This window comes from Clostridium sp. NkU-1 (assembly GCA_001312405.1).
Genome location: BBDR01000002.1, coordinates 447,704 through 468,801, shown reverse-complemented (window position 1 = coordinate 468,801; position 21,098 = coordinate 447,704). Strand labels below are relative to the sequence as shown.

At 42.6% G+C, this 21,098-nt stretch carries 23 protein-coding genes, 1 tRNA gene, 4 pseudogenes and 1 riboswitch; of the genes and pseudogenes, 15 read left to right on the top strand and 13 right to left on the bottom strand.

Annotated elements, in window-relative coordinates:
- Positions 1 to 455: 455 nt before the first annotated feature.
- From JCM10519_RS26610 to JCM10519_RS05000, 4 genes and pseudogenes are all read right to left on the bottom strand, one after another.
- Positions 456 to 602, bottom strand: a complete 147-nt coding sequence (locus tag JCM10519_RS26610; RefSeq protein WP_347843225.1) for a hypothetical protein — start codon at positions 600 to 602, stop codon at positions 456 to 458.
- Positions 583 to 798, bottom strand: coding sequence for a hypothetical protein (locus tag JCM10519_RS26605; protein WP_347843230.1), 216 nt, complete (start codon positions 796 to 798; stop codon positions 583 to 585). The genes JCM10519_RS26610 and JCM10519_RS26605 overlap by 20 nt, the downstream gene beginning before the upstream one ends.
- Positions 788 to 2,054 (bottom strand): annotated as a pseudogene (locus JCM10519_RS05005) (DNA repair protein). Before JCM10519_RS05005 ends, JCM10519_RS26605 begins: the two are co-directional and overlap by 11 nt.
- A gap of 739 nt (positions 2,055 to 2,793) precedes the next feature.
- Complete coding sequence (locus tag JCM10519_RS05000) at positions 2,794 to 3,594, bottom strand: LysR family transcriptional regulator (protein ID WP_347843170.1); 801 nt, start codon at positions 3,592 to 3,594, stop codon at positions 2,794 to 2,796.
- 130 nt (positions 3,595 to 3,724) lie between these two features.
- On the opposite strand from JCM10519_RS05000, the gene JCM10519_RS26600 reads away from it, so the two are divergent.
- The 4 genes from JCM10519_RS26600 to JCM10519_RS26585 are packed head-to-tail and all read left to right on the top strand — an operon-like array spanning position 3,725 to position 5,983.
- On the top strand, positions 3,725 to 4,633 hold the full coding sequence (locus JCM10519_RS26600) for an FAD-dependent oxidoreductase (RefSeq protein ID WP_347843169.1): 909 nt from the start codon (positions 3,725 to 3,727) through the stop codon (positions 4,631 to 4,633).
- 1 nt (position 4,634) lies between these two features.
- Positions 4,635 to 5,129, top strand: coding sequence for a hypothetical protein (locus JCM10519_RS26595; protein WP_347843224.1), 495 nt, complete (start codon positions 4,635 to 4,637; stop codon positions 5,127 to 5,129).
- A 41-nt stretch (positions 5,130 to 5,170) separates the two neighbouring features.
- The gene (locus JCM10519_RS26590; RefSeq protein WP_347843168.1) at positions 5,171 to 5,347 is read left to right on the top strand and encodes a rhodanese-like domain-containing protein; all 177 of its coding nucleotides are present in this window, start codon (positions 5,171 to 5,173) and stop codon (positions 5,345 to 5,347) included.
- Between the two features lie 33 nt (positions 5,348 to 5,380).
- Positions 5,381 to 5,983, top strand: coding sequence for a hypothetical protein (locus JCM10519_RS26585; protein WP_347843167.1), 603 nt, complete (start codon positions 5,381 to 5,383; stop codon positions 5,981 to 5,983).
- A gap of 582 nt (positions 5,984 to 6,565) precedes the next feature.
- Here JCM10519_RS26585 and JCM10519_RS04985 read toward each other — a convergent pair.
- Both JCM10519_RS04985 and JCM10519_RS26580 read right to left on the bottom strand, forming a co-directional pair.
- Positions 6,566 to 6,868, bottom strand: coding sequence for a substrate-binding domain-containing protein (locus tag JCM10519_RS04985; RefSeq protein ID WP_347843166.1), 303 nt, complete (start codon positions 6,866 to 6,868; stop codon positions 6,566 to 6,568).
- Positions 6,869 to 6,876: 8 nt separating this feature from the next.
- Positions 6,877 to 7,098, bottom strand: coding sequence for a hypothetical protein (locus tag JCM10519_RS26580; protein WP_347843165.1), 222 nt, complete (start codon positions 7,096 to 7,098; stop codon positions 6,877 to 6,879).
- A gap of 662 nt (positions 7,099 to 7,760) precedes the next feature.
- Here JCM10519_RS26580 and JCM10519_RS26575 point away from each other — a divergent pair.
- From JCM10519_RS26575 to JCM10519_RS04965, 7 genes are read left to right on the top strand one after another with little or no spacing between them, the layout of a single operon-like run.
- Positions 7,761 to 7,940 carry a helix-turn-helix domain-containing protein gene (locus JCM10519_RS26575; RefSeq protein ID WP_347843164.1) on the top strand — a complete coding sequence of 60 codons (180 nt, stop codon included), beginning with the start codon at positions 7,761 to 7,763 and terminating at the stop codon, positions 7,938 to 7,940.
- Positions 7,915 to 8,355: a hypothetical protein gene (locus tag JCM10519_RS04975; protein WP_347843163.1), complete on the top strand. Its 441-nt coding sequence runs from the start codon at positions 7,915 to 7,917 to the stop codon at positions 8,353 to 8,355. Before JCM10519_RS26575 ends, JCM10519_RS04975 begins: the two co-directional genes overlap by 26 nt.
- A gap of 15 nt (positions 8,356 to 8,370) precedes the next feature.
- The gene (locus JCM10519_RS26570; RefSeq protein ID WP_347843162.1) at positions 8,371 to 8,790 is read left to right on the top strand and encodes a PEP/pyruvate-binding domain-containing protein; all 420 of its coding nucleotides are present in this window, start codon (positions 8,371 to 8,373) and stop codon (positions 8,788 to 8,790) included.
- The gene (locus tag JCM10519_RS26565; protein ID WP_347843161.1) at positions 8,681 to 8,950 is read left to right on the top strand and encodes a PEP/pyruvate-binding domain-containing protein; all 270 of its coding nucleotides are present in this window, start codon (positions 8,681 to 8,683) and stop codon (positions 8,948 to 8,950) included. Before JCM10519_RS26570 ends, JCM10519_RS26565 begins: the two co-directional genes overlap by 110 nt.
- A 25-nt stretch (positions 8,951 to 8,975) precedes the next feature.
- Positions 8,976 to 10,412, top strand: a complete 1,437-nt coding sequence (locus tag JCM10519_RS26560; protein ID WP_347843160.1) for a PEP/pyruvate-binding domain-containing protein — start codon at positions 8,976 to 8,978, stop codon at positions 10,410 to 10,412.
- Positions 10,413 to 10,440: 28 nt separating this feature from the next.
- The gene (locus tag JCM10519_RS26555) at positions 10,441 to 10,947 is read left to right on the top strand and encodes a PEP-utilizing enzyme (protein WP_347843159.1); all 507 of its coding nucleotides are present in this window, start codon (positions 10,441 to 10,443) and stop codon (positions 10,945 to 10,947) included.
- Positions 10,937 to 11,485 carry an MFS transporter gene (locus tag JCM10519_RS04965; RefSeq protein WP_347843158.1) on the top strand — a complete coding sequence of 183 codons (549 nt, stop codon included), beginning with the start codon at positions 10,937 to 10,939 and terminating at the stop codon, positions 11,483 to 11,485. The genes JCM10519_RS26555 and JCM10519_RS04965 overlap by 11 nt, the downstream gene beginning before the upstream one ends.
- Before the next feature lie 199 nt (positions 11,486 to 11,684).
- Here the strand turns inward: JCM10519_RS04965 and JCM10519_RS04960 are convergent.
- A tRNA-Ala gene (locus JCM10519_RS04960) sits at positions 11,685 to 11,757 on the bottom strand.
- Between the two features lie 94 nt (positions 11,758 to 11,851).
- Positions 11,852 to 11,968, top strand: a riboswitch (FMN riboswitch).
- Positions 11,969 to 12,051: 83 nt separating this feature from the next.
- Between JCM10519_RS04960 and JCM10519_RS04955 the strand changes: the two genes are divergently transcribed.
- The 3 genes and pseudogenes from JCM10519_RS04955 (at position 12,052) to JCM10519_RS04945 (ending at position 14,172) form a co-directional block, all read left to right on the top strand.
- The gene (locus tag JCM10519_RS04955) at positions 12,052 to 12,720 is read left to right on the top strand and encodes an ECF transporter S component (RefSeq protein WP_347843157.1); all 669 of its coding nucleotides are present in this window, start codon (positions 12,052 to 12,054) and stop codon (positions 12,718 to 12,720) included.
- A gap of 427 nt (positions 12,721 to 13,147) precedes the next feature.
- Positions 13,148 to 13,309 (top strand): hypothetical protein, encoded by a 162-nt coding sequence (locus tag JCM10519_RS26550; RefSeq protein WP_347843156.1) that lies wholly within the window; start codon positions 13,148 to 13,150, stop codon positions 13,307 to 13,309.
- Positions 13,310 to 13,370: 61 nt separating this feature from the next.
- Positions 13,371 to 14,172 (top strand): annotated as a pseudogene (locus tag JCM10519_RS04945) (CPBP family intramembrane glutamic endopeptidase).
- 194 nt (positions 14,173 to 14,366) lie between these two features.
- Here JCM10519_RS04945 and JCM10519_RS04940 read toward each other — a convergent pair.
- The 4 genes and pseudogenes from JCM10519_RS04940 to xylB form a co-directional block, all read right to left on the bottom strand.
- Positions 14,367 to 15,845: a fucose isomerase gene (locus JCM10519_RS04940; protein ID WP_054738135.1), complete on the bottom strand. Its 1,479-nt coding sequence runs from the start codon at positions 15,843 to 15,845 to the stop codon at positions 14,367 to 14,369.
- Positions 15,846 to 15,921: 76 nt separating this feature from the next.
- Positions 15,922 to 16,549 (bottom strand): annotated as a pseudogene (locus tag JCM10519_RS04935) (DUF4867 family protein).
- 18 nt (positions 16,550 to 16,567) lie between these two features.
- Positions 16,568 to 17,221, bottom strand: a complete 654-nt coding sequence (gene fsa, locus JCM10519_RS04930) for a fructose-6-phosphate aldolase (protein WP_054738134.1) — start codon at positions 17,219 to 17,221, stop codon at positions 16,568 to 16,570.
- A 33-nt stretch (positions 17,222 to 17,254) separates the two neighbouring features.
- Positions 17,255 to 18,779 (bottom strand): annotated as a pseudogene (gene xylB, locus JCM10519_RS04925) (xylulokinase).
- A 361-nt stretch (positions 18,780 to 19,140) separates the two neighbouring features.
- Between xylB and JCM10519_RS04920 the strand changes: the two are divergent.
- Positions 19,141 to 19,728 carry a maltose acetyltransferase domain-containing protein gene (locus tag JCM10519_RS04920; RefSeq protein WP_054738133.1) on the top strand — a complete coding sequence of 196 codons (588 nt, stop codon included), beginning with the start codon at positions 19,141 to 19,143 and terminating at the stop codon, positions 19,726 to 19,728.
- An 8-nt stretch (positions 19,729 to 19,736) separates the two neighbouring features.
- Here JCM10519_RS04920 and JCM10519_RS26545 read toward each other — a convergent pair whose 3' ends face one another.
- Entirely contained in the window at positions 19,737 to 19,877 is a 141-nt protein-coding gene (locus JCM10519_RS26545; protein ID WP_347843155.1) for a hypothetical protein, read from the bottom strand.
- The gene (locus JCM10519_RS04915; protein WP_347843154.1) at positions 19,852 to 21,018 is read right to left on the bottom strand and encodes an AAA family ATPase; all 1,167 of its coding nucleotides are present in this window, start codon (positions 21,016 to 21,018) and stop codon (positions 19,852 to 19,854) included. Before JCM10519_RS04915 ends, JCM10519_RS26545 begins: the two co-directional genes overlap by 26 nt.
- Between the last annotated feature and the right edge of the window lie 80 nt (positions 21,019 to 21,098).

Genomic DNA, 21,098 nt, shown 5'->3' with positions numbered 1-21,098 from the left:
TACCCTTTAGCGATCCATGACAAAGGCTTTACTGTGTCCAGTGACTGCATTTCCTGCCAAAAATGCATCGAATGTCCTTTAAATAACATTGATATGGTTAATGGAAAACCCGTACGAAAAGGAACTACACACACTGTATGGCCTGTATCGGAGGCGGTCCCACTAAGGCGATTGAGTATAAATCAAAATGGGGTACAAGTTTGAAAAGGAAAACCACGGTTTTACATTATGAAAGAATAATACATTGGATGTGGCAGACAACAAGGCCCGGTGTAAGACGGGCCTAATACTTATTTATTTTATTCAGGCGGCAAACCTTGTATTTTCCACTGTTAATCCATAGGTATAAAGTTTACCGGACTGCTTAATCAGTTTTGATTTTTCTTTCGCTGTCATTACTTGTCAGCCTCTCTTTTGTATAATTATTTACAGCAAGCGTTCTTCTACACACCAATCTACTCTTGAAACATATCACACTTTAAATCAGAAATATCAACAAAAGCTATCCTCGTATTGGCAATCTCCAATGTTCTGTTTGCATCGTCTATTCGTGTTACCATTCCGGTTACCTGCACATATTCTCTATCCTGGAAATATTCCACAGTAATTATGTTTTCTTTCTGAATCCGTCTTAACTTCCAATCTAACTCCTCTTTTTTTCTCTTCCGGCAGATCACGTTTAGGAACGATAATCCTTTCTTTTTCTGCCACTGCTTCCCGAAATCCTTTTAATGCATCAAAGGGCATAAATTGTTTCGCGCGGCTTCTCCTGTCCATTTTACTCCTTCTATTCTCCACTTTTATGACCCCCAATCTGCCTGTTACGTTCTATAGTGGTACCAGCTTTCTGCAGATCCATCCCACGTACAAGAGCATTTTTACCAAACCTTTCTTTTATTTCCAATGCTGCTTTCTGTAACTTCCTGTCCTTTTCCAGTTCTGCTGGGTCAGTAAATAAGTCATACTGTTCGTAAGCTTCATTAACAATATTATTGCATGAGAGACTCAGCCGCCGTATTGGTTTGCTCTTATCCACAATACGCTCATACAGTCCCATCACATAGGGTATAATCGTTCGGTAGGAATTAGTGGTAACAGACATGGCTGTCGTTCCTATCGCCGGTTTTAGTTCCAGTTCATTAGAATATCCAATCATCAATGACATAGAACCAGTAACCACATTTTTATCTACCATATCCAGACATAAGGCATCAGCCATCTCCTTTACAATCAGCCTGCACTCTTCAAAGCTGTAATCTCTTGCAAGCACCTGGCCGCTGGACATGGAATTGCTTTTTGAACTATATGCTTTAATATCCGCCATAGTGGTTGTTTCCCTTCCCCAGGCGTGGTCTATTAAAAGCTCCGCATCAATGCCAAACAATCGGTATAACGAATCCTCATCTGTGCGGGTAATATCGCCCATATTGGCGATACCTATACGATTCAGTCTGTTTGAAATTCCCTTACCTATTCTCCAGAAGTCAGTCAGGGGTTGATGCTTCCACATTGTTTTTTTGATAGAGTTCCTCATTCAGATATCCGATATTGTCTTTCGCATGCTTTGACATAATATCCAGTGCTACTTTTGCCAGATACAAATTTGTTCCAATTCCTGCTGTAGCGGTAATTCCTTTGGTACTTTTAATATCCTCCATAATCCGTAATGCCAATTCCCTTGCGTTCATATGATACATGGAAAGATAATGAGTCACATCAAGAAATGACTCATCAATGGAATAAACATGGATATCCTCTTTTGAAATATATTTTAAATAAATACCATAAATATCTGCTGAATATTTAATGTAGAGCTTCATTCTCGGTGGTGCCATGATGTACTGCACACCTTGGGGTATCTGAAACACCCTGCATCGGTTCTTTATTCCCAATGCTTTCATGGATGGTGTAATCGCAAGACATATTGTTTTCTCACTTCTCTCAGGGTCAGCCACCACAAGATTAGTAGCTAGAGGATCAAGCTTACGTTCCACGCATTCTACAGAAGCATAAAATGATTTAAGATCAATACATAAATAGATCTGCTCTTCCATCCAGGAAACACCTCCCATTTTTTATGACTATGGCCTGAATCCAATTATATCAGCAGAACATATGTTTGTATATGTGCTTTTTCTGGAAATTTACGCTATGATGGAATATCAATATCTATGCTGATTTTCTTCAAATCTTTTTGGGTGTCCATGCTTTAGGAAAGTAAGCGGCTAATTGGTCCTTCCCAAAGTTAGTTGATTTGACAGGCCATTCCTTGTGAACGCATTTCTATTACTTCCTGCTCGTAAGGTGCCGGCTTACCTGGGTTTGAATATTCTGGCGTTCCCGTGCATTTTCCTTTTTGATTGGAAGGTCATTCTCTGATGTTGAAAGATATTTTTGAATAGTAGTGGTCGCAGAATGCAGTAATAGAGCTATATCATTTATAGAATAACCTTCAGCCCGTTTTTTTCTGTGCAAACAATATTCGTTCTCGCCGGTTACCAATCACTAATTTGTATTGCATTTGGATAAGAGCTTTGAGCCGCAGATGAATAGGTTTGTGCTCCATCTTGGGAGATTATCTCTAAACAAGGGTAAGATTTAAGCCATTCTTCCACTTTTAACATAACACAGCACCTATATTGATATAAATAATAATCTTCTAAGACAATCATAAGATTTACCTATATCACTACAATAAGCGATCGAAGATTTCTGCATACTTATATTTTTTTAACCAGATCAATAAATTCTTCCATTTGCTTTGATACAAATTTGTTTTTATGATATACAATACTAAAAAAAGCGATTCCATGTAGTATCTCTATTTTTAATTACAATGATCTTGCCATTTTCAATCTGCTCTTTTGCAAGTCGAATGGATAGTACAGCCAGGCAATGATTATCAATCACAGATCGGATCATTGCTGTCGGACAATTTGCAACCGTGCTAATATTTATGGATACACCCTGTTCTTTTAAATAGTTTTCAAATAGTTCTCGTGTTCCACTGCCTTCTTCTCGCATTACAAATTTTTCTCCGGCTAAATCCTTTGATGTAAAGCTCTTTTTCTTTGCAAATGGGTGATTAGCACTACATACTAAAACCAAGTAATCGTCTACAGCAGGTATCGTCACTAAATCCGGGCTCTTCACTCTACCCTCTACAAGACCAATATCTAATTCAGAATTCAATATCTTCTCTTCGATATGATGTGTGTTGTTTATGTAGGAATAGATTTCAACTTCGTTATTTAACTCTTGATATGAATTCAATATATCACTGATAAGACAGCTGCCTATTGTAATCGTTGAACCAATTTTAAGCTTTTGATACCCTGTTGTTTCAAGCATTTTACTTTCTAAATAATCAAATTGTTCTACCACTTGCTTAGAATATGAAAGCAGCTGTCTTCCCCTTTCTGTTATATATAGTTTTTTCGATAACCGTTCAAACAATAGGGCTCCATAATGATCTTCCAACTCCTTAATTGCTTGACTTACGGTTGGCTGAGATACATAAAACTTAGCTGCAGCAATACTCATCTTCCCACTTTGTGCTACTTCGTTAAATATTTTTAAATGACGTATCGTCATGGAATCACCTCTATTTTATTTTTTATCATAGGTTTTACCTATGACTTCAATAAGATATTATCACTTTTATTATATCAAAACAAGTGCTATATTAAACATATGTTAAAAAAATAAACAAAGGGGTGCAGCTGTGAAGATTTTAATTATTGGCGGCGTTGCCGCAGGTACTAAAGTTGCAGCAAAGTTAAAACGTGAAAACCGCAACTATGACATAACGATTCTAACTAAAAGTAAGGATATTTCCTACGCCGGTTGTGGATTGCCTTACTATGTGGGTAACGTAATCCAGCAACGCGAGCAATTAATAGTCAACACACCAGCTAGTTTTTCAGCGTTAACTGGTGTCACAGTATTGACTGAGACTGAAGTTATCAAAATGAACCGAGACCAAAAAACTGTAGAAGCAATGAACCTGGCAGCGAACGAACTTTCTACATATTCCTATGACAAGTTAGTGATTGCTTCCGGGGCAAGCCCAATGAAACCAACGATTGAAGGTGTTAATTTAGATGGCGTATATTACATGAGAACTCCTGAAGATGCCATTGGACTTCGTGAAGCAATAGAAGCAGGAAAGATCAAACGTGCAGTCGTTGCAGGTGGTGGTTTTATTGGCCTTGAAGTTGCTGAGAACTTAAGCCTCCAAGGGGTACGCGTAACTGTATTGGATATGGCAGATCACATTTTACCTGGTTTTGACCCTGACTTTGCAGAGTATGTTGAAAATCACTTGGCTGACCATAGTATTATGGCAATGACCAATACCAGATTAGAAGCAATTCTTGGTGAAGAGAAGGTTGAGAAAGTTCAAACCGGAAAACGTGCTATCAAATGTGATGCCGTAATTCTTGCAATGGGTATTCGTGCTAACACATCCTTTGCTGTAGACACTGGTCTGGATTTAATGGAAAATCAGACAATCAAGGTAAATGAATTTCTTCTGACAAATGATCCTGATATCTACGCGATTGGTGACTGTGCTTGCGTATCCAATGCATTAACCAGAGAAAGCACCTGGTCCCCTATGTTCATCCGCTAATATTGAAGGACGTATTGCTGCTAGAAATATAGCCGGAAGCCGCATATCCTATCGCGGCGTACTCGGAACCGGTGTATGTAAATTACCTGAACTTAATGTAGGAAGAACTGGTTTAACAGAAGCAGGAGCTATTGCAGCTGGTAATGATGCTGTTAGTGTTGTTACTATAGTGGATGATAAAGCACACTACTATCCACAGGCATCTTATTTTATAGTAAAAATGATTGCTGATAGAACTACAAAGAGATTATTAGGTCTTCAAGTATTAGGTAAAGGCAGCGTTGATAAAATGATTGATATCGCAGTTACAGCTCTTACGATGAAGGCAACTTTAGAAGATATTGAGAACATGGATTTAGCGTATGCACCTCCATTCTCTACAGCAATTCATCCTTTTTCCCATACGGTGAATGTTCTTTTAAATAAAATAAGTGGTGTATTTAATAGTATCACTCCAACAGATTACAAGGCTGACAAGCTGAAGGTTACAAATTAATTGATGCCTCTATTGCCCCTTCCATTGCAGGTGCTCCTTATATGGATTTAACAAAGGTTACCGGCAAAATTGCGGAATATTCATTGGATGATAAATTATTACTGGCCTGTTCCAAAGGCAAAAGAGCCTATTTATTACAAAATCGCCTGAAACACTTCGGATATACAAATACTTTGGTTCTTGAAGGTGGTTCTATCTTTAATTCAATCGAGTTATAGATAGAAGTCAACTAATTTTATGGAGGGAAAAACATGACACAATTAAAAGTAACTGCAGAAGATGAAAAAAGAGTAAAGGCCCTTGGGTTTCTTAGAAACAAGGGAACTGATAACTTTTCAGCAAGAATTATTACTGTAAATGGTAAGATTACTGCAGCTCAGAACAAATGCTTATCTGAAGCATCAGAAATTTATGGTAACGGTATCGTTACTATGACAACAAGATTAACACTTGAATGCCAAGGCGTCCATTACGATAACATCGAGAAATTTCGTGAATATATTGCAAAGGAAGGACTTGTTACCGGCGGTACCGGTTCAAAAGTACGTCCGGTTGTATCCTGCAAAGGAACCACTTGCCAATATGGCCTTATTGACACATTTGAACTTTCAGAAGAAATTCACGAACGTTTCTATAATGGCTACGCAAACGTAAAATTACCTCATAAATTTAAAATTGCTGTGGGTGGCTGCCCTAATAACTGTGTAAAGCCAGACTTAAACGACTTAGGCATTATCGGTCAATTAATTCCTAACTATGATGAAGATAATTGTAATGCTTGTAAAAAAATGTTCTGTTGTAGAATCCTGTCCTATGGCTGCTGCAACGTTAGTAGATGGTGTTCCTACGATTGATAAAGATGTCTGTAATAACTGTGGCCGTTGCGTCGGTAAATGTCATTTTGATTGCATCGAAGACGGCATAAACGGATACAAGATTTACATAGGTGGCAGATGGGGTAAAAAAAGTAGCACGCGGAATTTCTCTTGATCGTGTATTCACCAGCAAAGAGGAAGCTTTAGCAATCATTGAAAAAAAACAATTCTTCTCTATAGAGAACAAGGGCAAACCGGAGAACGTTTATCCGATACGATTTCTCGTATTGGTTTTGAAAATGTTCAAACTAAGTTATACGCAAATGATTTACTAGACCGCAAGCAGGAAATCTTAGATGCTAAGCTTCACTTAGCAGGCGGCGCAACTTGTTAATCTGCACTGTTTTAAATCTATTTTCAGAGCAATCTAAGGCGCTATCTCTTTTATTAAGATAGCGCCTCTATATTTGATATGCAACTCATTCCGCTCATCCTCAGACCAATTTGTCTGATAGGATAGTCCTGTACAGCCAGCGCATACAGTTGTCAAGAAAAACACTGACATCCTTTAAGACCTGGGTGTTTCCTCCAAGTAAACAAACAACTGCTAACCAGATCGTTTTACAAGGTCGTTTCTCTCCACTTCACGATATTCTTAAATATAACCTCGCCTTCTACCCGCCTGCCTTCCAACAAATCTATAAGCTCTTCCATTGCTCTTACCCCCACCTCATAAGCGGGAGTGATAATAGCCGAGACTGTGGGGGTCGTCATCCTAGTCCAGCCCTGGTCATCAAAACCGATAAGTCCTAATGTTCCAGGAAACAGTGACATATAATCCGGATAATTGCGGACAGCCTGATATACTACCTGAAACAGCCCTGGGGCAGCTACATAAATCAGGGTTTTTTTACTTAGATCCACAACCTGTTTCAGTATTTCGAAAACCTCGGCAGACTTAATTTCCTCCTGAAGATAACGGGTTCCCCCTTCTCTCCAGGCATCCTGAAGGGCATCCTTATAGCCTTGGGCATTCTCAAAACCTGTACTATAACCAATACCAAGATTTTCTGCACCTCCACGTACCCCAGGTCTTTATGGTCTTGGTAGTGAATGGCATCCAGTTTAAATTGTTTGTCATGATGATTAGCCAATGAAAAGTTCCTCCTTAAACATACTTATATTTTAATATATAATAATCTATTTGGAACTTCTGATTTTGGTTTGTACTATTTATATTCTAACAGCATATGTCGGTGTACACCCCCAAAAACAAGTTTTTATATGTAGGATATATAATTCATCTGTAGATAGTTTACTACATAAAATAATGTCTTCTATCCAAGTATATCAAGCAGTTCCTATAGCTGCTTCGAATACACAATTTTTATTTGAAACCCTTTTGAAATTTCAACTCGTTGTAATTCACGCCGGTATCGAGCAGAGCCATAAATGGAAACGGCTGTATAATCAGAGAAGCCGTCTGGACAGGGACTACAAGTTTGAGAACCACACAATCCGTGGACTGAAGAAAATGAAGATATTCCTGACTGTGACATTCCTTGTTTATATGGGGATGACAAAGGCGAAAATAGAAAAAGGGGAAAAAAAGCACCTCTGCAGATTGTATCATAAACCGAAAAAAACGGAAAATGGCATAGAAGGGGGTAGTCTGCGTAAAAAAACGAGTTATCCACAATATCTAAAATCCTCACACCGAAGCTAATTTCAGAATATACCTCTATTGACAACCGACCGACGGTCACTTATAATTAAACCGAGAAGCGAATGCTAGTCGCTACTGGAGGTGCTATTTATGCCAAAGGGATTTATACTAACATCAGAACAACAGACGGAACGCCGCCTTGACATCATGAAAGTAGCGCTGAAGCTCTTTCAGGTTAAGGGAATCGAAAAAACATCAATGAGAGAAATTGCCGATCTGGCAGGGTTAGGGAAATCAAGTCTTTATGATTTTTTTTCAATCAAAAGATGAAATTGTCGTATATGCGATTGAAGTTCAAGTTAATAATGCAATCACAACGGTACAAAAGATTATCAATGCGAATCTTCCCCCGGAGCAATCCCTAAAGGAAATTATGAAGATTAATCTTGCTTATTCAAAAGAAAATAACATTTTATTTATGTGGCTGGCGACAAAAGCTTATTTTCTGGATGAGGATTATCAGGAGCGGATTAAAAAAGTACGACATACTTATCAGAATATTGTACAGTCGGTGATTGAACAAGGAATTAAGGATAGATTATTTCGGGTGACGGATGCGGAACTGGCATCACGGCTGCTGATTAATTCAATGCTTTCTATTACATATACATCCCGTTCATCTCATAGCATGGAAGAAATGCTCAATGAAACAGTCAATATCTTTTTACACGGAATCACTCTTTAAAAGGAGGTATCTGATATGACTTATATTTTATCAATGAAGCATCACCAGGCAACACTTGAAACCGTAGGTGGCAAGGGTATGTCCCTGTCGAAAATGCTGGCAGCCGGATTACCGATTCCGGATGGTTTTCATGTTACTACTGAGGCGTACCGGCTTTTTGTTAATACCAATGAAATCCAGCCACAGATTATCGACGCATTAGATGGACTTGACCCGGGTAATACGGTAAAGCTGGAAGCAGCCTCACTGCAGATCAGCAATATATTTACAAAAGGTGAAATGACTGACGAACTAAAAAAAGGAAATTACCGCCGCCTATCAAAAGTTGGGCAATGTACCGGTTGCCGTTCGATCATCAGCTACTGCCGAAGATTTACCCGGTGCTTCCTTTGCCGGACAGCAGGAAACTTATTTAAATATTCAAGGCGAAAGTGAAGTTCTTACTGCCGTTAAGCGTTGCTGGGCCTCTTTATGGACGGCCCGTGCGATCTCCTATCGTTTGATCAACCATATTGATCAGGCAACAGTAGCACTTGCCGTCACCGTTCAAAAACTGATTTTTTTCAGATGCTGCAGGAGTTTTATTTACTGTTAATCCAGTAAACGGAGATCGGGATGAGATGCTCATTAATGCAGCCTGGGGACTGGGTGAAGCGGTAGTATCCAGCCTGGTCACTCCGGATACCATTGTTATTTCTAAAACTTCAGAGAAAATCACCTCATATGAGACTGCCGACAAACAACTTATGACAATCCGTACCGCAAAAGGGACAAAGGAGGTACCAGTTGCTGATCCGATGCGTCAGAAACCGGCTCTCACGAATACGCAAGTCGAGGTATTGACAAAACTTGGAAAAACAATCGAACAATACTATCAGATGCCAATGGATGTGGAATGGGCTTTGGAAAAGAATCAGATGTATATCGTTCAGGCCCGTCCGATCACAGTTCTGCCTCCCGAATGGAAACCTCTCGAAAAAGGAGTGATCTATACCAAGGGCAGTTTAGCAGAACATCTCCCCAGTCCCGTTACTCCTTTATTTGCAACTCTGGGAATGGATCTGATTAATCAGGCGACACTTATTCTATGGAACCATATGTTCGAAAATGGCGCTCAAAAGTTGTGGCCCGAACACGGCGCATACGTCACGATTAATGGATATACCTATATGTCCTGCAAATTTAAGCCACTTCTTCTGATTACAAAATCTTTTTCCCCAAAATCCATACACCGCACCTATCAAAAGAGTGTGGAAAGATCTAATAGAGCACAAAAGGAATTTGCTGCGGTTGTTACGGAATGGGAAAGCAAATCAATGGAATCAATGAGCGCAGAACAACTGCTCAATGGGGTCCGAATAGTATTCGGAGCGGCCTGTACCTACTTTACAAAAATTCAGCTCTGTTTACCTGCAGCACTTACAAGTGAAACAATGTTAACAAAATTATTTAAAGGTACAGCCTCCAAAGCTGGCGTACCGGATATCTCAGTACTTTTACTGGGAATGGACACAATTGCTTTGCAGTCAGAGAAATCGTTATATAAAATTGGCAGGTGGGCCTCCCAATACCCGGATTTGAGCAACTATCTTAGAATTACTTTGGCTGCTGATATTAGCAGGCAGTTCTCATCCACTCTCCCGCCTTCAATGATCTCAGATGAATTGTGGACAGAATGGAAAAAACAGATCCAGCTGCATTTTGTAAATTATGGCCGTACCGCCTATGAATTTGATTTTGCCAATCCTACCCCTCAGGAAGTGCTCACCCCGACCTTCGAATCAATTAAATCCTTCGCAACCGGCCATGGAGAAAGTCCGTTAACGCGTCAGGCCAAGGCTAAAAACCGGCGAATTGAGGCTGCAAAAACAATTTCAAAGCAGATTAACGGCCCCAGAAGAAAACTGTTCTTAAAACTGCTGAGTTGGGCACAGGCAACCGCCCCTATGAGAGAGGACGTCATTTTCTCAATGGGAATGGGGCACCCGGTGATTCGCAGAATGCTGAAAGAGGTTGCACAGCGGCTTATTAAAAAAAGGAGCGCTATCACAGCCTGATGAAATATACTGGCTCAACGAGACGGAATTGTCAGATCTGATTAAACGGCTGGACCGGAGGGAAACACTTCAAGATCTGACCGGAGCAATTCCCGGACGCCGGGAAGAATGGAAAAAGAACCAGAGCTATACTTCTCCGCCAGAGATCCCGGAAAGGAAAAAGAAAAATGCTCACAGTAATCCGGAAAAACCAGAAATGATTGATGGCAATACGGTTCTTTACGGAATCGGCACCAGTTTCGGGACAGTGACGGCTCCAGCCTGCGTTCTGTACGGTCCGGCCGATTTTGAGAAATTCAGTACTGGAGATATTTTAATTGCCGTAACTACCACTCCTGCGTGGACGCCGTTATTTGCTTCGGCTAGTGCTGTTGTAACCGATATTGGAGGTCCACTAAGCCATTCCAGTATTGTCGCCCGGGAATATGGCATACCGGCGGTTATGGCTACTCATTGTGCAACCAGAAAGATTCAGACCGGACAAATCATTACCGTAGATGGTAAAACAGGAACGGTGATGATTCATGAAAAATAAATCCATCCTCATTCTTTATTTGGTAAACTTTGTTGTATCGCTTGGCTATAGCTTGGTTCTGCCAGTCATGCCTTACTATATGGAAAGTTTTGGTGCCGGTGGTAAGGAGCTGGGATGGCTGACAGCCATTTATGCATTGATGCAGACAATCTGCGCCCCATTCTGGGGCGCTTTATCAGATCGAATCGGCAGAAAGCCGGTTTTAAGCATCGGTATGCTGGGATACGCAGTCAGTTTATTTCTATTTGGTTTAGCATCTTCAATCGAAACACTTTTTATCGCCCGGGGGCTGTCTGGAATTCTTTCGTCCGCAGCAGCAGCAGCGGCAATGGCATATGTAGGAGATTCTGTTTCAAATGAAGAGCGGAGCAAGAATATAGGGCAGTTGGGTGCGGCAATGAGTATCGGAGCCGTGATTGGGCCGGCTCTTGGTTATATTTGCAAGTATGGACTTTTCCTGAAGCAAAGAGACTATACCCCCTATATATTCCCATACACGCTTATTCAGTGTCCAAAAGTTTTTTTTCTCATATACTGAATTTTTAAATGTGCTGATTATATGGGCCAAACAAAAACAAATTTATAAACACAACATTTGTATCCTTTTATAATGGAAAAATCAATGTCTCTCGCATTAAACAATTTTATTTAACGCTTTCCTTGATTTACCAAGTGTCCCGTCCCTATAAGTTATAATTTAAGCCACAAGCATTCATGCCTGTGGCTTATTATTTAAGTGGAGATAGTGGGATTCGAACCCATGACCTCTTGAATGCCATTCAAGCGCTCTCCCAGCTGAGCTATACCCCCATGTCCGATATTATAGCAAAGAATTAAAAAAATTGCAACAACATATTGCATTTATTTTTTAAAATGTTATAATAATTCAAGAACATTTGAATATAGTTGTCTTCAGGGCAGGGTGAAATTCCCGACCGGCGGTAAAGTCCGCGAGCGCAAATTGTGCAGAATTGGTGTAATTCCAATACCGACAGTATAGTCTGGATGAAAGAAGATGTGTTAAATAGTGATAATACACCTGTCTATTTTTAACACCTGAAAGGCATACTTTCAGGTGTTACTTATTTTTCAGGAGGCTTTACCATGAATATGACAAAGCAAACAAGTAAACTCACCCTCATGGCCATGCTTTGTGCACTGGCCTTTGTAGCCGTTGTGGCGATCCGGATTCCTCTGATCCCCATGCTGCCTTTCCTGGAGTATGAGCCAAAGGATGTTATTATCCTTACCGGCGGTTTCTTATTCGGGCCAATGTCAGCAGCACTGATCTCCGTCATCGTGTCTTTTGTGGAGATGTTCACCATCAGCAGCACCGGAATCATCGGACTGATCATGAACGTTCTTTCTACGGTTGCATTTGTCTGTCCGGCAGCTTACCTCTATAAGAAACGCCATTCCCTTTCAGGTGCATTCCTTGGCATGGTGGCAGGTACCTTACTCATGACTCTGGTCATGGTTTTGTGGAACTACCTTATCACCCCAATTTATATGGGATATCCAAGGGATGCCGTGGTAAAGCTTCTACTCCCTGCATTCGTCCCCTTTAACATTTTAAAGGGAGGAATCAACACGGCCCTGACTCTTCTTATCTATAAGCCGTTAGTCAACACGTTGAGAAAATCCAATCTCATGATCCCGGTTTCAACGGATGCACCAAAAAAGCGGACGTTCAATCTTGGCATGACCCTTGCTGCAGGGATCATCTTAATAACCTGTATTCTGGCTGTCCTGGTTATGAAGGGAATTATCTAAATCAAGCGGATATTCGCAATTCGCGACCCTACTTGCTCACAGCATGCCCCGCTCCACCGGGCATAACCAAATAGCAGCTGCCGCTGCTTGTCAGGCGAAGCTCTTGCTTCTTGTCGCGAAGCGGCAAGATGATGACACTCCACCTGACACAAGCAAGTCCCACCACCACTTAATGATTTTCACATTTGAAGCGGGGGACTTACTTGATTCGGTTAAAAACACGAAAAAGAAGGAAGGATTCCCGTAAGGCACTCCCTCAATAAAAAAGTATTTGTACAGCATACGGCATAGTCAGTTTTGGCTATGCGTTTTGCTGTTTGTTTCTTTTATGCCCGGCATTTCAATTACACCAACACAGTTGTAATGGATTTCCACCTGCTATACCCGCCCCTCCCGTATATCCACAAGGTTGGAAAACGAGCTGAAAGTGAAAAATTTCCACGCTAGTGGAAAGATATGGTATAATGGGGCAGAAAGAAAACCGAACCGTGGAAAGGCGCATTACAGCTATGAATGCGGCCTTGACGATACGGGAGAAGCGAAAGGATTTGCGGGTAATAACTTTAAGATGGCAGAAAGCAAACATTAGGTGATAAAAGTTAAAGATGTTAAAATTTAATGTATACTTCAAAATGTGAGGTGAAGAAATCATGACAGACAAAAAAATCATAGTACAATTTACGGGGCTGACATTTTCCATAGCCTATCTTGTGTCAGGAGCTTTGATTGCCCTTGGGCAATTCGGATATTCAGTTCACAATTGGGCTTACTCGTTACAGCAATTCGCAATGAATATTCCTTTTGCAATCTATATTTTGTCGCCCGCTATTGCTTCCTATATCGTTCTGAAGAAAAATAACAAAATAGCAGATTTTAAGGAATGGTTGAAAACTGTTTTTTTACGCCAAAAATAACATCTCTCTCTATTTGTTCGTTGCTGCAGGGCTTGCACTGTATTTTTTGATACATATTGCAGTTTCAGGCCGCACGGAAATGGTGCTTCCATTTTATACGTTCTTCCTTTCCCTGCCTGGTAATCTTATTATCGGTGGCTTGGAGGAATCTGGCTGGATGTACATATTGCAGCCTGAGCTTGACAAAAAATATGGCTTTGTTTTGTCTTCTGTATTTGTTGGAAGCATTTGGATTTTATGGCATATTCCTCTCTTCTTCATTCCGGGGACGAATCACGGAGAGGGACTCATTAACTTTTGGATGTTTGCAGTTCAACTCATGGCGTTTCGGTTTTTCAATGGGGCAATCTACAAAATATCAGGAAAAGGCGGTGTGTTTATGTGCGTATTATTCCACACCATGTTCAATGCGGCATCCCCCATCTTTGGCACCATGACTATGACTTGGGAGGGAACAATTGTCGCAAACGCTGTGATGGTTCTTGTTTCAATTGTAACCGTTGTGATATATGGCAAAAAGAGCAGGCAAATCGTATAAGTATTTAGGTTATCTCTTTGGAAAACCTGTTGCACGTGTCATGGCTTCGCCCTGCTCCTCTCAGCTTAAAAGGCGGACTATCAGCTTTACGCCGATAGTCCGCCTTTTGTTGTCACATTCCGCTTGCCGACTTCCCAATCTGAATGCTTCTTGATACATCCTTATTGGGCGTCAGCTAAGTCTCAAAGCGCTTTTTAACCAAATGGATTTTCTGTTTTATAAAGCATCCCCTTTGGCTGGTTAAATCCAATCTCTTCTACCCCAAGGTACTTAAACACTTCAAATATGGCCTTTCCGTAATGTCCGAAAGCAACTGCTCCATGATGAGGGAAGTTCTTTTCGATCAGCACATGGCGGTAAAACCTGCCCATTTCCGGAATGGCGAAAACTCCGATGGAACCAAAGGAACGGGTGGCTACGGGAAGCACCTCTCCCTGGGCAACGTATGCACGGAGCAAATTGTCTGCAGTGCTCTGAAGGCGGAAGAATGTAATATCACCAGGAGCAATATCGCCCTCAAGTGTTCCCTGAGTAACCTCCTCTGGGAGCGCTCTTGCCATGATCATCTGGTATTTCATAGAGCAGGAAGAAAGCTTTCTGGAGCATGTATTTCCACAATGGAAGCCCATAAAGGTATCCTGGTGGGTATAATCATACTTCCCCTTAATATCTCCATCATACATATCAGCAGGAACCGTGTTATTAATGTCAAGCAGGGTTACGGCGTCCATGCTTATGCAGGTTCCGATGAATTCGCTGAGAGCTCCGTAAATATCCACTTCACAGGAAACCGGGATGCCCATTCCTGTCAGACGGCTGTTTACATAACAGGGAACACAGCCAAACTGGGTCTGGAATGCAGGCCAGCATTTTCCTGCAATGGCTACATATTTCCGGTATCCCTTGTGGGCCTCCACCCAATCCAAAAGGGTGAGTTCATACTGGGCAAGCTTTGGAAGAATTTCCGGCTTCTGGTTTCCTTCTCCCAGCTCCTTTTCCATATCCTTTACCACATCAGTAATCCTTGGATCGTTTGCATGCTTATTAAAGGCCTCAAATAAATCCAGTTCCGAGTTTTCTTCAATCTCCACGCCCAGGTTATACAGCTGTTTGATCGGGGCATTGCAGGCCAGGAAGTTTAAGGGGCGGGGGCCGAAGCTTATGATTTTTAACTGGGAAAGTCCTACCAGGGTTCTGGCAATGGGAAGGAATTCCTCGATCATGTCGGCACATTCCTCAGCTGTTCCCACCGGATATTCCGGTATGTATGCTTTAATATTTCTAAGCTTTAAATTATAGCTTGCATTTAACATTCCGCAATACGCATCCCCGCGTCCCTGGGTTAAGTTATCTCCGCTTTCCTCTGCTGCTGCAATAAACATGACCGGGCCGTCAAAATGCTTTGCAAGAAGGGTTTCTGAGATCTCAGGTCCGAAGTTTCCTAAATAGACTACCAGTGCATCGCAGCCAGCTTTCTTCACATCCTCCAAAGCCTGAACCATATGGATTTCACTTTCCACGATACAGACAGGACATTCGTAAATATTTCCGGCATCATACTTTGCGCTATATGCCTCCACCAGTGCTTTTCTTCTGTTCACTGATAAGGATTCCGGGAAACAGTCCCTGCTTACCGCTACAATTCCTACCTTTAATTCTGGGATATTATTCATTCTATGACTCCTCCTGTTAATGTTCAGGCATTTTTCATGGCATAATATGCCTGTTGATTTTATTGTTAAGCATTTGTCAAATAGACAGATTTTCTCCTGATATGCCAATATAAGCCTGTTCCGGAAGTCCGCCCTCTTTATGTCCAATAAGCCATTTATTCCTGGAAAATAATAGTCTGTCTTCCTCATTCGCTGCTTCCCCTGCAGGCTCCAGCTCCGTATTGGTATCCTTCGGCAGGATGACCACACATTGGAAGCCGCCTTCCTCCACATGGCAGGGTGCGTAATGAAGAGTCGTGGCATAAACCTCAATTACGGTCCCTGCCGGAATGAGGAATGCTTCCATCTTACTCGAATCGTATGTATAATCCGGGGCAATGTCCTGCTGCCTTCCTAAAATCAGGACCAGATCCGTCACAGCAATATTGATCTCTGAATTTCTGTGGTATTCCACTGCGTTCAGCTTCTTATTGTGGCCGTTGCAGTAGCCTACCTGGATGGGCAGCTGGCCGTACAGCTTCTTTTCCATTTCCCTGGAAACTGCCAGCTCCTCTAATTCCGCTGCGGAAGGGACATAAACCACATCCTCCGGAAGGGGCGTCTCCTTCATTTTTTTCCAACAGTTCCCCTGCATCATATCCTGTAACCACTTTCCCATACATACGAAAGGCAGGATCTGTCACTGGTTTTATTGATAATCCCATGGTTTTACCTCTCCTTTTTCATTCTCCGAACACAGCCAGATAGTCCTTTTTGAACTTTTCAATTCCCTGGTCTGTAAGCGGGTGCTGTGTCATCTGAACCAGCACCTTATACGGTACCGTTGCAATATCTGCCCCTGCTCTTGCACAGTCGATCACATGAATGGGATTGCGCACGCTGGCTGCAATAATCTCCGTTTCGATCCTGTGTATCTGAAATATCTCCATAATGTCTTCAATGAGATTGATCCCAGGCATGGAGATGTCGTCCAGACGTCCTAAAAATGGGGAAACATAGGCAGCTCCCGCTCTTGCTGCCAAAAGCGCCTGGGCAGAGGAAAACACCAGGGTAACGTTAGTTGGGATGTTCTCTTCAGTCAGCACCTTCACTGCCTTTAAGCCTTCCACCGTCATAGGGATCTTCACCACCATATTCGGATGGATCGCAGCGATCTCCCGCCCTTCCCTTATCATGCCTTCTGCATCAGTGGTGGTGGCCTTCACCTCTCCGCTGATGGGTCCGTCAACAATAGAGGCGATTTCCCCGATCACCTGCTTAAAATCACGCCCTTCCTTTGCAATCAGGGAAGGATTTGTAGTAACGCCGCAGATAATTCCCATCTCATTGGCCATTCTTATTTCTTCTACATTTGCCGTATCAATAAAAAAACGCATATCTTCACCCTCCTGTTTTTCCTTTGTGGTTATTTACAAAGCTGCAAGCTTCTTATAGCTGCCCTTTAAATCCTCATACAGTTCCTTATATAACTGATGGTATTTCTTATAGAGGCCGGCCTGTTTTTCCTCTGGTCCTGTAGACTTATCCTCTGAGATCAGGGCGTCACAGGCAGCTTCCACGCTCTTAAAGATTCCGCACCCCACTCCGGCTAAAATGGCAGCTCCCAGGGCCGGTCCTTCTGTCTGGGCCACGGTCTTTACATGGCAGTCATACATATCCGCCAGCATCTGGCGCCATACCTGGCTCTTTCCGCCGCCGCCGCATGCCATCATCTCTCCTACCCTGATTCCCATTTCATTAAGAATATCATTGCAGTCGCTGAGAGAATAAGAAACCCCTTCCATTACGGCCCTCAGCATGTGCTTTCTCGTATGTATGGCGGAAAGTCCAAAAAAATACGCCCCGGCAGTCCGGGTCCAGATGAGGAGTCCTTTCCCCCATCAGATACGGAAGATAAATAAGCTTATCGCTTCCTGCCTCCACCTGGTTCACATCCCGGTTGATGAGATCGTAAACATCGATTCCCTGTCTGTTTGCTTCTTCCACATAATCCTGACAGAAATTATCCTTAAACCATTTTAAGGACAGCCCGGCCCCCTGGGTCACTCCCATGACATGCCATGCTCCCGGAACCGCACAGCAGCAGGTGTGGACTCTTCCTTTCGGGTCAATGGTAACCTGGCTGCTGTGAGCAAACACAACCCCAGAGGTTCCTATGGTTGTAAAGGCCGTTCCATCCTTCACGACCCCTGTTCCGACTGCAGCAGCCGCATTGTCTCCAGCGCCTCCCACGACCTTTGTTTCCTGGTCAAGTCCGGTTCTTTCAGCGATCTCAGGAAGCAGGGTTCCCGTCACCTCAGAGGATTCAAACACTTCCCCTAAAAGCTTTGGATCAATATCCAGCTTATTTAAAACCTCCTGAGACCAGCACCTGCCGGGCACATCCAGAAGCTGCATTCCGCTGGCATCGGAGACCTCAGTGGCAAAAACTCCGGTTAATACGTAACGGATATAATCCTTAGGAAGGAGGATGTGCCTGCACCTTCCGTAATTCTCCGGCTCATTCTTCCTTACCCATAAAATCTTGGCCGCCGTCCAGCCGGTAAGAGGCGGATTGGCAGTGATTTCGATCCAGCACTCTTTTGGCATAAGCGTAAGCATGTCTTCCACTTCGGCTGCGGTCCTCTGGTCACACCAGATAATAGAGGGACGTATCACCTCCTTCTTTTCATCAAGCATCACAAGTCCGTGCATCTGACCTGAGATACCGATTCCTTTCACATCCTCTTTTAAAACCCCTGACTTCGTCATGACCTGGGAAAGGGTATCAAGAACTGCCTCTCTCCAGTCTTCCGGCTTCTGCTCCGCCCAGCCGTTCTTAGGCTGATAAAGGGGATATTCCCTGGAAGCGGAAGCAATCACACCGCCTTTTTCATCAAACAGGACGGTCTTTGTTGCCGATGTCCCCACATCAATTCCAATCAGATAATTCATCCTGATACCTCCTCGAAAGATCTCTTATTCTGATTATAATATACATGCCTGAAAAAAGCGTGCGCTTATTTGTCCAAGTAATAGCACTTTCTTGCACTTTTGCAATGAGCACTGCGGACTTACGGCACATTACACACCAAGAACCAGCTACACAGTAGCCTACCACAGCACATTTGATCACATGGACATTTAAAGAAAGACAAGGTATAATAGACACAAGCGTCTATTATCCTGTTGCATTCGCCAAATGCCGCTTTGCAGCGCTTGGCTCATTGCTTTCATGGTATAATGAAGAAAAAAAGAGGCTGTCTGCCCGACAGCCCCGTTACTAAGGAGGTTTTCATGGATTTAAAAGAAAAAAATGAGAAGCGGAAAGCTTTATGACTGTGATGATGATGCCCTGATCGCGGAGCAGACCAGTTGTCTGGAGATCCTATATGACTTCAATCAGACCCGCCCGTCCGAAGGCGAAAAACGGCAGGAAATCTTAAAGAAACTTTTTGCTGAGATCGGAAAAAACTGCTACATAGAACCCCCGCTCCACGCCAACTGGGGAAGGCATGTTCATATGGGCAATGGCGTTTATGTAAACTTTAATTTAACCCTGGTGGATGACGCCGATATCTACATAGGAAATCACGTCATGTTCGGACCTAACGTGGTGGTGGACACAGCCGCTCATCCCATACGCCCCGATATCCGTAAAAGGCAGATTCAGTTTAACGTGCCCGTTACCATTGAGGATAATGTGTGGGTCGGAGCCGGGACCATCATCCTTCCAGGGGTCCGGATCGGCGAAAACAGTGTAATCGGAGCCGGAAGCGTTGTGACCAGGGATATCCCGGCCAATGTAGTGGCCTACGGAAGCCCATGCAGAGTCATTAGGGAAATCGGTGAGCGGGATATGAAATACTATTTCAGGGACTGGGAAATTGATCCTGAAATATAAGCTCATACCTATGCCTTCCTGCTTTCAAAGTAAACGAACTTATCAATGGCATCTAAAATATCGCTGAAATCTTCCCGGGGAGCCAGATCAATGTATTGTTTCAGCAGCTCCCCTTCCTGCTTTTTATATGGCCCGTAAAAAAATATCATACAGGTTATGTCCCCGCATATACATCTTAAATTCTTCCATATGGGCCTTTAAATCTTCCGGGGATTCCATATCCTTCCCCACTATCTCCACAAACTGCTTTCCGCTCTTTAACCGGTAAAGGTATTCCTTCCATTTGTCAAACAGAGCCCGGTAGAATGCATCTTCATTTTCCACCACTCCAAGCTTTGCCATGATTTTGGGATTGAGGAAATAATTTTCAAAGGAATAGTACTTTAGTATAAGTACATTTCTTCTGGTGACCTTTGGAAGCTTGTCGACCTCCTCCAGACTGCGGTCATCATAATACCGGCAAAGCTGGCCTGCCAGCTCCTCAGGGTTCTTTCCGTCCCCATCCCGGATCATCAGGAACTGATCCCTTAAATACACCTGGTTCATGTACTTTAAATTGGCATACGTCTTTATATTGGTACAGCTATTGGTTGTGATGATGGAAATTCTTGATAAATTTCCCTCCTTATCATAGATTTCCGAATAGTATTTTTCTAACAGCAGCTTAGCCGTCTCATAAATCTGCAGCTCCTCCGGCTTCTTCTGGTTGATCAGTCCGATGCATTTAAAGCACTGGTTGCATTCCCTGGCGCTGTCAAACATGCATACGTGGGTCCTTAGCTTTGACAGCTGGTCATCCTCCTGGAAAAGCAGCAAATCATTCTGAAACTGGTTTAAATCCCGTTCCGAGTCAATGTAGTAAAGCCTGGGAAAGATATCCCTGATATACCGGTTATTCTTCCGGTATCCATCCTTAAACCTGACAACACCGTTCCAGTTGATCTGATAAGTGAAGGTCAGACTTCCATCCCGGTAAGAAGGAAGCTTTGTTTCAAAATCATGGAGCCATGCATCAAACCGCTTATACTGGCTCACCACCCCTCCCCTGTGAAAGGAAGCCAGATCCTCCGGTGTAATTGCCAGGGTCATGGTGATCTCTATATTCTGCTTCTTTTCGTTAAAATCCTCTTCCGTAACCTCATAGGCACCTGCAGCTGCCCGTATGGCATCTAAGACACCTGTTTTTCCCGTATTGTTCTTCCCCACCAGTATCAGGGCATTTTCCACATTCTGAATTTCCATATCCTGTATGGATTTAAAATTTTTAATATGTACGGATGTTATCTGCATAGGCCTCTCCTTTATAAACTTCAGTATAAAAGGCGGACAGGAAAATTTCAAGTTCTGCCAGAAAAAAATCACACTGTCCT

Excerpts from the sequence above, each read along its gene's own strand:
- JCM10519_RS26590 (WP_347843168.1), top strand. The coding sequence starts at position 5,171 with ATGGATTTAACAAAGGTTACCGGCAAAATTGCGGAATATTCATTGGAT.
- JCM10519_RS04940 (WP_054738135.1), bottom strand. The coding sequence starts at position 15,845 with ATGAATAATATCCCAGAATTAAAGGTAGGAATTGTAGCGGTAAGCAGG.
- JCM10519_RS04915 (WP_347843154.1), bottom strand. The coding sequence starts at position 21,018 with ATGCAGATAACATCCGTACATATTAAAAATTTTAAATCCATACAGGAT.
- JCM10519_RS26560 (WP_347843160.1), top strand. The coding sequence starts at position 8,976 with ATGCTCATTAATGCAGCCTGGGGACTGGGTGAAGCGGTAGTATCCAGC.
- JCM10519_RS26545 (WP_347843155.1), bottom strand. The coding sequence starts at position 19,877 with ATGATATTTTTTTACGGGCCATATAAAAAGCAGGAAGGGGAGCTGCTG.
- JCM10519_RS04920 (WP_054738133.1), top strand. The coding sequence starts at position 19,141 with ATGAGAAGCGGAAAGCTTTATGACTGTGATGATGATGCCCTGATCGCG.
- fsa (WP_054738134.1), bottom strand. The coding sequence starts at position 17,221 with ATGCGTTTTTTTATTGATACGGCAAATGTAGAAGAAATAAGAATGGCC.
- JCM10519_RS26585 (WP_347843167.1), top strand. The coding sequence starts at position 5,381 with ATGACACAATTAAAAGTAACTGCAGAAGATGAAAAAAGAGTAAAGGCC.
- JCM10519_RS04975 (WP_347843163.1), top strand. The coding sequence starts at position 7,915 with ATGATTTTTTTTCAATCAAAAGATGAAATTGTCGTATATGCGATTGAA.
- JCM10519_RS05000 (WP_347843170.1), bottom strand. The coding sequence starts at position 3,594 with ATGACGATACGTCATTTAAAAATATTTAACGAAGTAGCACAAAGTGGG.
- JCM10519_RS04965 (WP_347843158.1), top strand. The coding sequence starts at position 10,937 with ATGAAAAATAAATCCATCCTCATTCTTTATTTGGTAAACTTTGTTGTA.
- JCM10519_RS04955 (WP_347843157.1), top strand. The coding sequence starts at position 12,052 with ATGAATATGACAAAGCAAACAAGTAAACTCACCCTCATGGCCATGCTT.
- JCM10519_RS26575 (WP_347843164.1), top strand. The coding sequence starts at position 7,761 with ATGCCAAAGGGATTTATACTAACATCAGAACAACAGACGGAACGCCGC.
- JCM10519_RS26570 (WP_347843162.1), top strand. The coding sequence starts at position 8,371 with ATGACTTATATTTTATCAATGAAGCATCACCAGGCAACACTTGAAACC.